The 13,437-nt window shown below is 66.5% G+C and carries 11 protein-coding genes; 6 read left to right on the top strand and 5 right to left on the bottom strand.

The features are described from left to right. Positions 1-183 precede the first annotated feature (183 nt). The 5 genes from KCG88_RS04440 (at position 184) to KCG88_RS04420 (ending at position 7,706) form a co-directional block, all read left to right on the top strand. Positions 184-2,454 (top strand): TonB-dependent receptor, encoded by a 2,271-nt coding sequence (locus KCG88_RS04440; RefSeq protein WP_047337075.1) that lies wholly within the window; start codon positions 184-186, stop codon positions 2,452-2,454. Between the two features lie 190 nt (positions 2,455-2,644). Beyond that, the gene (locus KCG88_RS04435) at positions 2,645-5,116 is read left to right on the top strand and encodes a TonB-dependent receptor (RefSeq protein WP_210711838.1); all 2,472 of its coding nucleotides are present in this window, start codon (positions 2,645-2,647) and stop codon (positions 5,114-5,116) included. A gap of 243 nt (positions 5,117-5,359) precedes the next feature. Further along, entirely contained in the window at positions 5,360-6,127 is a 768-nt protein-coding gene (locus KCG88_RS04430) for an ABC transporter permease (RefSeq protein WP_210711837.1), read from the top strand. 10 nt (positions 6,128-6,137) lie between these two features. Continuing rightward, entirely contained in the window at positions 6,138-6,899 is a 762-nt protein-coding gene (locus KCG88_RS04425; RefSeq protein WP_015635737.1) for an ABC transporter permease, read from the top strand. A 9-nt stretch (positions 6,900-6,908) separates the two neighbouring features. Further along, positions 6,909-7,706 carry an ABC transporter ATP-binding protein gene (locus KCG88_RS04420; protein WP_047286809.1) on the top strand — a complete coding sequence of 266 codons (798 nt, stop codon included), beginning with the start codon at positions 6,909-6,911 and terminating at the stop codon, positions 7,704-7,706. Between the two features lie 264 nt (positions 7,707-7,970). On the opposite strand, the gene KCG88_RS04415 is transcribed toward KCG88_RS04420, so the two are convergent. From KCG88_RS04415 to KCG88_RS04395, 5 genes are read right to left on the bottom strand one after another with little or no spacing between them, the layout of a single operon-like run. Beyond that, a complete protein-coding gene (locus tag KCG88_RS04415; RefSeq protein ID WP_047286811.1) occupies positions 7,971-8,735 on the bottom strand; it encodes an ABC transporter permease in 765 nt (254 codons plus the stop codon). Beyond that, positions 8,735-9,934: an ABC transporter substrate-binding protein gene (locus tag KCG88_RS04410; protein ID WP_210711836.1), complete on the bottom strand. Its 1,200-nt coding sequence runs from the start codon at positions 9,932-9,934 to the stop codon at positions 8,735-8,737. Before KCG88_RS04410 ends, KCG88_RS04415 begins: the two co-directional genes overlap by 1 nt. Continuing rightward, positions 9,900-10,739, bottom strand: a complete 840-nt coding sequence (locus KCG88_RS04405) for an ABC transporter ATP-binding protein (RefSeq protein ID WP_210711835.1) — start codon at positions 10,737-10,739, stop codon at positions 9,900-9,902. Before KCG88_RS04405 ends, KCG88_RS04410 begins: the two co-directional genes overlap by 35 nt. After that, positions 10,736-11,806 carry an acyl-CoA dehydrogenase family protein gene (locus tag KCG88_RS04400; protein WP_210711834.1) on the bottom strand — a complete coding sequence of 357 codons (1,071 nt, stop codon included), beginning with the start codon at positions 11,804-11,806 and terminating at the stop codon, positions 10,736-10,738. Before KCG88_RS04400 ends, KCG88_RS04405 begins: the two co-directional genes overlap by 4 nt. A gap of 49 nt (positions 11,807-11,855) precedes the next feature. Beyond that, positions 11,856-12,416, bottom strand: a complete 561-nt coding sequence (locus KCG88_RS04395) for a carboxymuconolactone decarboxylase family protein (RefSeq protein ID WP_015635738.1) — start codon at positions 12,414-12,416, stop codon at positions 11,856-11,858. Between the two features lie 104 nt (positions 12,417-12,520). On the opposite strand from KCG88_RS04395, the gene KCG88_RS04390 reads away from it, so the two are divergent. Beyond that, complete coding sequence (locus KCG88_RS04390; RefSeq protein WP_210711833.1) at positions 12,521-13,432, top strand: AraC family transcriptional regulator; 912 nt, start codon at positions 12,521-12,523, stop codon at positions 13,430-13,432. Positions 13,433-13,437: the final 5 nt, after the last annotated feature.

Below are 13,437 nucleotides of genomic sequence, written 5' to 3'. Positions count from 1 at the left end.
AACCTTTGGCCCGCAACTTTTCACGCCTGCCAAACCCCTCTCTAAAACACTCAAACGAATTTAAATTAAGCCTTGTTTTTCAATGCTTTGATCAAACTAACGCTTAACCATAAACCCACTAAGCCTCTTGGCACGTTCTCTGCTCTAGCCCTCTTAGCGAAACTTTAAATGGGGGAGTTCAACATGCATAAGCTTAATCCGATCACCAAGAGTCTATGGCTGGCACTGGCGCTCACCGGGGGCACATTCAGCCAGGACCTGCTGGCCGCTGAAACCACAGACACCGACACCACCAGGAACAGCAGCGAACCCGCCCTGAAGACCGTCACCGTCACCGCCCAGCACCGGGAGGAAACCCTGCAAGAGGTTCCGGTGGCGGTGTCCGCCGTACAGGGCACCAGCCTGGTGACCGACGGGGTGCGCAACATGGGCGACATCACCACCTTCATCCCCAACGCCTCGGCCAAGAACCCCGACGGCGACGGCCGCCCGCGCTGGTACATCCGCGGCCTGGGCACGGGCGACACCGGGGCGGCCACGGTGTATCCGGTGGGCATCTATGCCGATGACGTCTACCTCAATGCGCCCATCGCTGGCGGCGGGCCGCTCTTCGACCTGGAACGCATCGAGATCCTGCGCGGCCCCCAGGGCACCCTGTACGGCAAGAACACCACCGCCGGTGCGGTCAACGTGATTTCCAAGAAGCCGACCTTCGACACCGACGGCTACGGCACCCTGGGCATCGGCAGCAAGAGCGAACGCATCCTCAATGGCGCCATCGGCGGTGCCCTGGTGGATGACAGGCTGGCGGCGCGGCTGTCGCTGTATTCGGAAGAACGCGACGGCTTCCAGAAGAACCTCACCGACGACCATACCTACGGCGACGTCGACAAGAAGGCCGTGCGCCTGCAGTTCCTGGCCAAGCTCAACCCGGACCTGGACGCCCTGCTGAAGATCCACGCCCGGGAATACAAGGGCGACGGCAGCAACGGCTCGCTGCCGGTGGGCCGCTACTACAACGTCGGCTACCAGCGGCCCAACGGACGCAACATCGCCCTCAACGTCAACGAGGATGCCAAGCTCGATCACGACGGTACGTCCCTGACCCTGAACTGGCACCTGGGGGACTACACCCTGACTTCCATCAGCGCCTACGACTACATTCGCGGGCAGTCCACCAGCGACGCCGACTACACCCCCTATGAGGTCAACGGCGCGGCCATCAGCGACAACCGCTACAACCAGTACTCCCAGGAACTGCGCCTGGCCTCGCCGCAGCAGGAAACCCTGCGCTGGCTGGCGGGGGTGCACTACTTCCACGAGGACCTGGACAGCTCGGCCAAGCGCCTCATCACCCCGGGCCCCACGCCCAACGGCACCGGCTCCAACCAGACCGGCGGCGCCACCGACTTTCGCGACCTCAACTACCAGCACACCACCGACAGCTACGCGCTGTTCGGCAACCTGACCTACGACTTCACCGACAACTTCACCGTGACCGGAGGCCTGCGCTGGACCCAGGAAAAGAAAGACATCGACCTGGACCTGACCCAGCTCACCCGCGCCACCGCCAACGGCCCGCTGATCCCCCTGGGCGCCGCCGGCAGCAATGGCAGCCGCGATGAGAGCAAGACCTGGGAAGCCTGGACCTACGACCTGACCCCGGAATACCGGATCAACGACAACGTGCGGGTGTTCTTGCGCTATGCCCACGGTTTCCGCTCCGGTGGCTTCAATACCGGGCTGTCCACCAGCCTGGCGCAGTTGACCACCGTGGACCCGGAACAGCTGGACGCCTACGAGATCGGCCTCAAGTCGGAATGGTTCAACCACCGCCTGACGGCCAACGCCAACGTCTTCTACTACGACTACTCGGACATCCAGGTGAACCTGCTGACGGTCAACAACGGCGTGCTCACCACCGCCCTGACCAACGGCGCCAAGGGCAAGGTCAAGGGCGCCGAGCTGGAGCTGGAAGGCCAGCCCACCGACTACTTGCACCTGCGGGCGGCGATCTCGTTCCTGGATACCCAATACACCGACTTCAAGAACACCAACCCCAACACCGGTGCGATCACCGGCGACTACAGCGGCAACAGCTTCGTGCGCTCGCCGCGCAACGTGGTGTCCCTGGGGGGCGACTACACCATTCCCCTGGAGATCGGCGGCAAGCTGGTGGCCGGTGGCGACGTGAGTTTCCGCGATAAGGAGTACTTCCTCGCCGACCGCCAGAGCAGCGCCGACAAGACCCTGAGCCAGCCCCACTACACCCTGGCCAACACCCGCCTGACCTGGTTCAGCCCGGATGAAAAGCTCAGCGTCACCGGCTTCGTCAACAACCTCACCGACCGCCGCTACCAGGTCCATGGCCGGCCCAACGGCACCCTGGGGCAGTACGTCATCACCTACGGCGACCCGCGCACCGTGGGCCTGAGCGTCACCAGCCGCTTCTGACGCCCGCGGCAGGCCACCCGAACCCTGATTTCCGGGCCGCCGGTATCGCCCAACACCACACCCACCCTGTAGGAGCCGGCGTGCCGGCGAGGAGGCCCGCAAGCCTTGCGCCGTCCATGTCGACGCCTTCGCTGGCAAGCCAGCGCCTACAGGGGCGGTTGGGGTCATTCATTTCACAAGGAATCCAAAGATGTTCCATCGCAATCCGTTGGCCGGCGCCGTGGCGCTGGTCGTCGGCAGCCTTGCCGTGCCCGCGTTCGCTGCCCAGACCTCAAGCAATGCCCCCGGCGCGAGCGCCGATCACCTGGACACGGTGGTGGTGCTGGGCACCCGACGCAGTGATGTAACGGCCCTGGAAAGCGCCGCGCCGGTGGACGTGCTGTCCGCCCAGCAGTTGCAGCAGACCGGGGCCAGCGACCTGTCCGGCGCCCTCACCGCCCTCTCGCCTTCGTTCAGTTACCCGCAGTCGCCCCAGGGCGCCTTCGCCGGCTCCATCGCCCAGGGTGCGTCCTTGCGCGGCCTGGCGTCGGACCAGGTGCTGGTGCTGGTCAATGGCAAGCGCCGCCACACCAGCGCCAACGTCACCCGCCAGAGCCTGGTCAACGGCCGCGGCGCCGCCGCGGTGGACCTGAGCCTGATCCCCCTGAGCGCCATCGAGCGAGTGGAGATCCTGCGCGACGGCGCCGCCGCCCAGTACGGCTCCGACGCCATCGCCGGGGTGATCAATATCGTGCTCAAGGAAAAGGACGACGGCGGCAACCTCGGCTACCGTTTCGGCGGCTACGACAAGGGCGACGGCCTGCAGCGCAAGCTCAGTGGCTGGAAGGGCTTGAGCCTGCCCAACGACGGCTTTTTGACCCTGAGCTTCGACGCCGGCAGCCAGGACCCGGCCAGTGACACCAACCCCGACAACCGGATCTTCTACCCCGGCTCCACCAGCACCAACACCCCCCGGGAACAGAACAACCGCTACCGCACCTGGCGCTGGGGCTCGGGCAACGTCTCGGACCAGTACAACTTCGCCGCCAACAGCGAGTTCGGCCTGGGCGAGGGGCTGACTGCCTACGGTTTTGCCACCTACTCCCACAAGAACACCGACGCCGAAGGCTTCTTCGACCCGCCCACCACCTTGCGCAACAACTACGGCAGCGACGCCCTGCAACGCTACCCCGACGGCCGCCTGCCGATCACCCGCTACTCGCTGGAGGACTATGCCCTGACCGGTGGCCTGCGCTACGAGGACGAACGCCTGGGCAAGTTCGACCTGGCGCTGAACCATGGCGACAACAGCCTCGAATCCGCCGACCGCAACGCCATCAACCCCAGCTGGGGCCAGGCCAGCCCGGCGAAGATCTACACCGGCAAGCGCGAGGCCGACCAGACCAACCTGACCCTGGACTGGGTGCGGGACTTCCCCACCGACCTGCTGTTCAAGCCCCTGACGCTGTCGGCGGGCCTGGCCTGGCGCCAGGAAAACTACGAACTGAGCGCCGGCGAAGCGGCGGGCTGGCAGAACGGGCCGCTGTTCAATACCGTGGACCCGGTTACCGGGCGGCGCATTCCCGGCTACTACTCGGGCATCACCCAGGTCGACGCCGCCTCGCTGGAGCGCAAGGTCTGGGGCGCCTACATCGACGTCGAAGGCCAGGTCACCGAGAAATTCCAGGCCGGGGTGGCGGTGCGCACCGAGCACTACTCGGATTTTGGCGACACCACCAACGGCAAGCTGTCGCTGCGTTACGACTTCACCCCGCAGCTCGCCGCGCGGGCCACCGCCAGCACCGGCTACCGGGCGCCGTCCCTGGTGCAGAGCGGGCTGTCCTCGTTCAGCGTGCAGGTGGTGGAGCAACCGCCGGGCAGCGGCAACTACGTCGAGGTGCAGCAACGCACCCTGCGCGCCGACAGCCCGGAAGCCAAGCTGCTGGGGGGCAAGGCGCTGAAACCCGAAGAATCCACCAACTATTCCCTGGGCCTGGTCTGGCGGCCGCTGGCCAACGCCTCGGTGACCTTGGATGCGTACCGGATCAACATCAACAACCGCATCACCCTGTCCGACCAGTTGCCGGCCTCGGTGGTCACGCCGATCTTCGCCGGCACCCCGTACGCCAACATCCAGAGCGCGGCGTTCTACACCAACGTCGCCGATACCCGCACCGATGGCGTGGAACTGACCGGCAACTACCAGCTGGACCTGCAGCAATGGGGGCGCCTGAACCTGTCCAGCGGTTACAGCCAGAACAACACCAGGATCACCGCCCTGCGGGACGTGGGCAACATCGCCGGCTCGCAGATCGTCGGCCGCACCACCCAGGGCCTGATCGAGGACGGCACCCCGAAGAACAAGCTGACCCTGAGCGCCAACTGGCTGTACGACAGCTGGGGCCTGACCCTGGCACAACGCAGGTACGGGCAATGGAAGAGCCTCAACGCCAGCAACCCGACCCTGGACCAGACCTTCAGCGCGCAATGGGTGACCGACCTGGACATCAGCTACCACTTCGACAAGGCGCTGAAGTTGTCGGTGGGTGCCATCAACCTGTTCGACACCCACCCGGACAAGGCATCCGGGGCACAGTTGTATGGCGTGCCGAAATACTCCATCACCAGCCCCGAGGGGGCCCAGGGCGCGTTCTACTACACCAGCCTCAGCTACGACTTCTGAGGTCGGACTGCTGCCGGGGTGTTGCCCTGGCAGCAGTGGCTGCTGCCCAGGCATCAGTTTCGCTGGCAGGCCAGCACCCACCCATACGCCGCTCCTCCCGCAGGAGCCGGCTTGCCGGCGAACAGGCCCGCAAGCCTTGCACCGCCCCGGCCGACGCTTTCGCTGGCAAGCCAGCTCCTACGAGGGCGCGATGGCACAGGTCTTGCGATAGGCATCGGGTACTTCGCCGATATAAGAACCGCCATGGCTCATTCCTTGCGCTGCACGCTCACCTCCCTGACCTGGCTGGTCTCGCCCCTGGCCCTGTTGCTGCTCTGGACCCTGGTGGCCCAGGCCGGAATCTTTCCGCGCAACCTGCTGGTACCGCCGGCCCAGGTGCTGCACACCTTCGAAACCCTGCTGGCCAGCGGCGAGTTGCAGGAACATTTGCACAACAGCCTGTCGCGCCTGGGCCTGGGCTTTGCCCTGGGGGCCCTTGGCGGCCTGGTGTTCGGGGTGCTGATGGCCCTGTCCAGGACCGTCGAGGCGTACTGCGCGCCGCTGTTCCATACCCTGCGGCAGATCCCCAGCATCGCCCTGATCCCGATGTTCGTGCTGCTGTTGGGCATCGATGAAACCTTCAAGATCGTCATCGTCGCCAAGACTGCGTTCTTCCCCGTGGCCCTGGCCGCCAGCGAGGGGGTCAAGGCCATTCCCCGCAGTTACTTCGAGGTGGCCGACGTCTACCGCCTGCGCTGGCCGACCCTGGTGCGCCAGATCGCCCTGCCCGCCGCGGCGCCACCGATCATCACCGGCCTGCGCATCGGCCTGACCCGCTGCTGGGTGGTGCTGGTGGCCACCGAGCTGCTGGCCGCCGACAGCGGCCTGGGGCAGATGATCGAGATGGCCCGGCAGATGCTGCGCATCGATGTGGTGATGGTGGGGATAGTGGTCACCGGCGTGATCGGCTTTGCCCTGGACTTCTCCTTCCGCCGCCTGGAACAGCGCGTGCTGCGCTGGCAAACCCGCTAGGAGCCCTTGCATGACCACTTTACTGGCCAAGTTTCGCGGTCTGTTGCTGCCCCTGCTGCTGATCGGCGGCTGGGAATACCTGTCCCGCCAGGACGCCGCCGGGGCCTACGCCTTCGTGCCGCTCTCCACCATCGCCAGCGCCTTGCTGGAACTGCTGGGCAACGGCGAGTTGCCGGTCAACCTGCTGGCCAGCCTGGGCCGGGCCAGCGGCGGCCTGCTGCTGGGCACCCTGGCCGGGGTCATGCTGGGAGCCCTGATGGCCCTCTCGACCCTGGCCAACCGCCTGATCGGCCCGCTGTTTCATTCGATCCGCCAGGTGCCGATGCTCGGCTGGATTCCGCTGATTGCCATGTGGTTCGGCAACGGTGAGTTTTCCAAGATGCTGATCGTCAGCCTGGCGGCCTTCTACCCCATGGTGCTCAACACCTACCAGGGCTTTTGCCAGGTGGAACGGCGCTACCGCGAGGTCGGCCAGGTGCTGGTGCTAAACCCGGCGCAGCGGCTGCGGCACATCCTGCTGCCGGCGGCCCTGCCGAGTATCGCCACCGGCCTGCTGCAGGCCCTGGCCTTTGCCTGGGTGACGGCGGTGGGCAGCGAGCTGTTCCTGTCCTCCGGGGCCGGCCTGGGCAACCTGATGATGAACGCCGAAGCCGGCTCACGCATGGAGGTCATAGTGCTCTGCGTGCTGTGCATCGGCCTGTGCGGCTACCTGATGACATTGCTGCTGACCCTTCTGAGCCGCCGCCTGCTGCGCTGGCGCCCTACCCGTTAAGGCCTCCCCATGAATGCGATCGCCCAACACGCTCCGCTCCCCACCCATCTCCACGCCCAGACCGGGGCCCTGCAGCTGCGCGGCCTGAACAAGAGCTACCGGATCCAGGGCCAGGCCCTGCCGGTGCTGCAAGGCATCGACCTGGACGTCCGGCCCGGAGAGTTCGTCAGCATTGTCGGTGCCAGCGGCTGCGGCAAATCCACCCTGCTGCGGCTGATCGTCGGCCTGGAGGGTGACTATCAGGGGCAGATGCTGCTGGACGGCAAGCCGGTGACCGGCACCAGTCTGGAACGGGGCATCGTGTTCCAGGACCATCGGCTGTTTCCCTGGATGACCCTGGCCCAGAACATCGCCCTGGCACTGAAGAACCACCCCTTGTCCGAAGCCGAGAAACAGCGCCGGGTGGCCGAGCACATCGCCCTGGTCAACCTGCAAGGCTTCGAGCAGGCCTACCCCCATCAGCTCTCCGGCGGCATGGCCCAGCGCGGCGCCATTGCCCGGGCGCTGATCAACCAGCCCAAGGTGCTGTTGCTGGACGAACCCCTGGGGGCGCTGGATGCCCTGACCCGGGTGCGCCTGCAGCACGAACTGCAACGTATCTGGGTGCAGCAGCGCTGCACGGTGATCATGGTCACCCATGACATTGAAGAAGCGCTGTACCTGGGGGACCGGGTAATCGTCATGGAGGCCCATCCGGGGCGGATCAAGCATGAGATCCGCGTCGACCTGCCCCATCCCCGGGACCGCTCTTCACCCGTGTTGCAAGGCTACAAAGAGCAGTTGCTGGAGGAACTGGTGGGGCATTGATCGTCCAGGCACCCCGGCGCTGCACCGGGGCCGTAGGAGCTGGCTTGCCAGCGAAGGCGTCCGCTGGAGCGATGCAAGGCTTGAGGGCCCATTCGCCGGCAAGCCGGCTCCTACGCAGGTAGCGTCGCAATTACGTTGGGCTGTAGGAGCTGGCTTGCCAGCGAAGGCGTCCGCTGGAGCGGTGCAAGGCTTGAGGCCCCATTCGCCGGCAAGCCGGCTCCTACGGGGGCGCCACCGGTGTCGCGCCGGGCCCGCTGGCGGGGCTCAGGCGTGGGACCAGCGACGATGCAGGCCACGGGCCAGGGCGTCGAGGGCAAAACCCAACACGCCGATCAACAGCACCATGGCCATCAGTTCCGAATAGGCCAGGCGGTCCCGGGTGTCGAGGATGAAGTAGCCCAGGCCGGCGCTGACCCCGAGCATTTCGCAGGGCACCAGGACGATCCACAAGATGCCGATGGACAGCCGTACCCCGGTCAGCACATGCCCCAGCACCCCGGGCAGGATCACCTTGCGCAGGGTCTCCCAGCGGGTGGCGCTGAGGCTGCGGCTCAGTTGCAGCCAGCGCGGGTCCAGTTGGCGCACGCCGGCCGCGGTGTTGAGCAGGATCGGCCACAGCGCGGCGAACGCCAGGAGGAAGTAGATCGGCTGGTCCCCTACCCCCATCAGCATCACCACCACCGGCATCCAGGACAGCGGCGAGATCATCCGCAGAAACTGGAATGCCGGGGTGGTGGCTGCCTCCAGGTGCCGGTAGCTGCCCACCAGCAGGCCCAGGGGCACGCCGATCAGCAAGGCCAGGAGCAAACCCACCAGGATCCGCTTGAGGCTCACCAGCACATGCTCGTACAGCTCGCCACGCCCCAGCAGTTCCAGCAGGCTGGCGAAGGTGGCCTCGGGGGAGAAACGCGCCGCCAGGCCGTCGCCGCTGCCCAGCAGGTGCACCCCCAGCCACCAGGCCAGCAGCAGGCTCAGCAGCCCAGCCAGCCCCAGGAGCCAATGGCTCAGGGAAGAAGGTTGCTTGCCCATCAAAGACCGAACTCCTCGCTGCGCTCGAAGCTGTCCGCCAGGCCGAAGGCCTTAAGCCCGCCCACCGAGGCGATGGCGTTGCGCACGAAGCGATCGTCCACCAGGTCCTGGGCGGTGTGTGCCGGGTCGAGGCCGGCCAGAAAGCCCTTGTCGCCCTCGATCAGGGTGTCCTTGAGGCGCTTGACCAACTCTTGGGTGTAGCTGGGGAACGGATACGGCTGGAAGTCGATGCGCTGCTCGTCCCAGTGGCTGTGCTGGATCGCGCCGCTGGCCAGGTAGGCCTCGCGGTCGGCCGCCGCCGGCGCCAGCACCCGGTTGAGCACCTGGGGCGCATGGGGCGTGTAGCGGTTGGCGCCGTCCTTGGACAGCAGTTGCGCGGCCTCGGCGCGGTGGTCGCGGGTCCACAGCTGGGCCTTGACGATGGCGTTGACCACCTTCTGCGACCATTCGGGACGGTTGTTCAGGTCATGCTCGTGCATGAACACCACGCAGCAGGCGTGGTTGCGCCACACATCCCCGGTAAAGCGCTGCACCCGGCCCACCTTGAGTTCCTCGGCCAGGGCATTGAACGGCTCGGCGACGATGTAGCCGGCAATCCGCTTGCTGGCCAGGGCTGGCGGCATGTCCGAAGGCGGCAGCACCACCAGGTTGACCTCGTTGGCCCCCAGGGCACTGCCGGCAGCCTCGCTCACCGGCACCAGGCCGTTGTCGCGAAACAGTTGCTGCACCACCACGTTATGGATCGAATACCAGAACGGGATCGCCACCGACTGCCCCGCCAGTTGCTTGACCTCGGTAATGCCCGGGGCCACGGTCAGGCCGGAACCGCCGACGTGGTTCCAGGCCACCACCTTGGCCGGCACCCGGCTGCCGTAGCGGGCCCAGACGGTCATCGGCGACAGCAGGTGAATCACGTTGACCTGCCCGGAAATGAACGCCTCGATCACCTGGGCCCAACTGCGCAGCAGCACCGGGCGCTCGGCCTGGATGCCCTCGGCCTCGAACAGGCCGTTGTTGTGGGCCACCAGCAGGGGCGTGGCGTCGGTGATCGGCAGGTAGCCGATGCGCACCGGCGCGTCCGGTTCCTGGGCGGCGCGGGCCTGCAAGCTGTTGAGCAGCGGCAAGGCGCCACCGGCCGTCAGCAGCGCGCTGAGCTTGAGAAAGTCACGACGGGTATGAGTGAAGTCGTCCAGGCACATGGTCAATCTCCGACGGTGCAGGCAAAGGGGAAGTGTGGGGGTTGCGGCTCGCCCGCCGAAGGGTCTTGAGAATCTCGATGCGCAGTGCGCCCAGTTCCTCGATCCGCTCGGCGCGCGGCGCCGGCAGGTCGATGTGCCACTGGCCAAGGGTGCGCGCCGGGCTGTTACCCAGTAGCAGCACCCGATCGGACAGCAGCAGGGCTTCGTCGATGTCATGGGTGATCAGCAGCGCCGCGGTGCGGTGCTGGCCGATCACCTTGAGCAGCAGTTGCTGCATGTCGGTGCGGGTCACCTCGTCCAGCGCGCCGAAGGGTTCATCGAGCAGCAGCACCTGGGGCTGGCGCGCCAGGCAGCGGGCCAGTGCGGTGCGCTGGGCCATGCCGCCGGACAGTTGGGCCGGATAGCGCTGGCGAGCGTGTTCCAGGCCCACTGCGGCAATCGCCTGGTCGATGCGCTCCTTGCGCTGCTGCGGGCTCAGGTGCGGCTGGCGGGCAAAATCCAGGCCGAAGGCGACGTTGTGCTCCAGGTTCAGCCAGGGCAGCAGGCTGGGGTCCTGGAAGGCCACCGCGACCCGCGGATGGGGGCCGTCAAGGGGCTCGCCCAACAGGCTGACCTGCCCGGCATGGGGCTTTTGCAGCCCGGCCAGAACCCGCAGCAGGCTGGACTTGCCGACCCCGCTGGGGCCGAGAATGGACACCACCTCGCCGGCCTGCAGGTGCAGGTCGAAATCCTCCAGCACCGTGTGCCAGCCTTGCGCCGCGGGGTAGCCGAGGCTGATCGCCTGTGCGTTCAACAGGCCGCTCATGCTGCCGCATTCCGCGCCTGGCGCTGCAGTTCGGCGCGCAGTTGCACCAGGCTCGGGGTGACGATGGGCACGAAGGCCGACTCGCGCCAACGCCGGGCAAAGCCGCTGCCGAACTCGCTGAGGTAGGCCTTGCCGCCGCTGGCCTGCAGCTCCAGCTGCACGGCGTTGGCGGTGGCTTCCGCCAGGGCGATGCGCACCCGGAACAGCGCCCCGGGCTGGCTAAGGAAGCGCCCGTCGAGCAGGCCGCTCTTGAGTTCGCCAACGATCTGCTCCAGGTGCTGGCGTTGTTCCAGCAAGGGCTCATGGAGGATCGAACGGGCGCCCTCGACGTGTTTTTCCACCTCGCTCAGGGCCCGGCGCGCCAGGCCGATGGCCAGGGCGCATTGCAGGCCGAGAAAGGCCGGGCGCACCGCCGGCAGGAACACCCGGGCATCCTCGTGCAGCAGCCAGTCACGGGCCACCGCCACCTGGTTCAGTTCCAGGGCAGCGGTGTTGCTCGATTGCAGGGCCATCAGTTGCAGGTCATCGGAGCGCTGCAACCCGGGCAAGGCATCCGGGATCGCCAGGATGAACGGCGCGCCGCCCTCCTCGCGCTCGATGGCCGCCGCCACCACGAACCCGCTCTTGCGCAGGTTGGTGACCCAGTGCAAACGACCGTTGAGGCTCCAGCCCTGCTCCTGTTCCCGGGCCCGGACCTGCAAGGCCTCGATCCCCGAGAGAAACTTCATGGCGTTGGACAGCCCGGTGGCACCGGCCAGCTCGCCGCTGAGCAACGAGGGCAGCAGGCGCTGGCGCAAACCGGCATTGGGGCTGTGCAGCAGGTATTCGATAAAGGCTCGCTGGCCCCAGCAGACAAAGGCCGCCGCCAGGGAATGGCTGGCCACGCCGGCCATGACTTCCAGAGCATCGGTCAGGTCGCCGCCGCTGCCGCCTTGGGCCTCGTCGATACCGACCCGCAGCACCTCGGCGCCCGCCAGCCGGGCGAGGACCTGCTGCGGGTCGCACTGGCCCTGGTCGAGCGCCTGGGCCTGGGCATCCAGCCATTCACTCAATTGCGCATCGAGCATGTGGTTTTCTCCTTGAAAGGGGGCGCCGCGCAACCGCCGGCGCCCTGGCTCATTGACCTTGCACTGACCAGCGATACTTGGCCAGCTCGGGGTTCAGTTCAGTGCCGGCGAACACGTTGGCGAAGTTGCACAGGGTGGCCAGGCTGATGCCCAGGATCACTTCCAGGGCATTGCCTTCGCTGTATCCTGCCGCCTTGAACTGGGCATAGCCGGCGTCGCTGACCTTGCCCCGGGTGGCGATCACTTCCCGCGCAAATGCCGCCAGGGCTTCCAGTCGGGCTTCGGGCAAGGTGCTCTGCTCGCGCAGGGCGCTGACCACCGGGTCCGCAAGTTTGGCCTTGTTCAGGGCCACCGAGGTATGACCTGCGACACAGAAATCGCAGCCATGGGTGGTGGCGGCCACCAATTGCACCACTTCACGCTCCGCCAGGCTCAACTCGGCCTTGCCGTTGAGGGCGGACACCGTGACGTAGGTTTCCAGGGCCGCCGGGGCGTTGGCCAGGATGCCCAGCAGATTGGGGATAAAGCCCGAGTTCTTCAGCGCGTTCTCAAGAAAGGGCCGAGCGGCTTCTGGAGCGGTGTGCAAGGTGTGTAGAGTGACGCGGGACATGGAGTGGACTCCTGCTGTGTAGGTGTGCGTCAAGTCTGTTGGTTATAAGAATTTCGATCCATATTCTAAAGTAGCGATTACTTGCTTCTGAGTGTTTCCCTTAGATGATTTCGTCAAGCCCACTGGTTGATTGGTTATTAGAAGGCCTGGAACTCGACGCCAGCCTGTTTCACGTCGGACGCTACTGCGGAGGCTGGCACGCCAGCACCCAGGGCCTGGCCCGGGCCAGCTTCCACCTGATCGTCCAGGGCCATTGCTGGCTGCATATCGACGGCGCGCCCCAGGCCCTGCGCCTGGATGCCGGGGACGCGGTATTCCTGCTGCAGGACCTGGGCTACCGGCTGTCCAGTGCCCAGCAGGCTGAAGCGGCGCAAGAACTGCCGCGCACGCCCATGGTGCCCCTGGAGCCGGGGGCCCAGGACGGTGTGGGGCTGGTCTGCGGCTTTTTCCACTTCAAGCCCGGGCTGTCCTCGCTGATCATCGACAGCCTGCCGGGCTGGCTCATCCTGCGGGCCGGCGATCCGTCCCTGAGCGCCGCCCGGGTGCTGTTCCAGCTGATTCTCGAAGAATGCCAGCGCCCCCCGGCGCCCTCCTCGGCGCTGCTGGAACGCCTGAGCCATCTGCTGTTTTTGTATGTGCTGCGCCAACAGGTCAACGCCAACCAGGACCTCGGCGGCCTGGTGGCCCTGGCCCGCCACCCGGGGTTTGCGCCGCTGCTGGAGCAGTTGATCCAGCGCCCCGGCGAAGCCTGGCCCCTGGAAAGCATGGCGGCCCTGACCGGGCTTTCGCGCTCGGCGTTCTTCAAGCGGTTCAATGAACTGGCCGGGCAATCCCCGGGGCAGGTACTGCTGGCCCTGCGCATGCGCCACGCCTGCCAGTTGCTCAAGGCCAACCAGACAGTGGAGCAAGTGGGCGCCGCCGTGGGCTATCAGTCGATCGCCGCCTTCACCCGGGCCTTCACCAAGGCCGTGGGCCTGCAGCCCGGGGCCTATCGCAAGCAGCACGAAGGGCGCTGAAACGC

Origin of the sequence: Pseudomonas sp. MWU349, assembly GCF_017947325.1 — a bacterium.
Taxonomy (GTDB): Bacteria; Pseudomonadota; Gammaproteobacteria; order Pseudomonadales; family Pseudomonadaceae; genus Aquipseudomonas; species Aquipseudomonas protegens.
The sequence above is the reverse complement of the archived record's forward strand: the minus strand, read 5'-3'. Positions and strand labels throughout refer to the sequence as shown.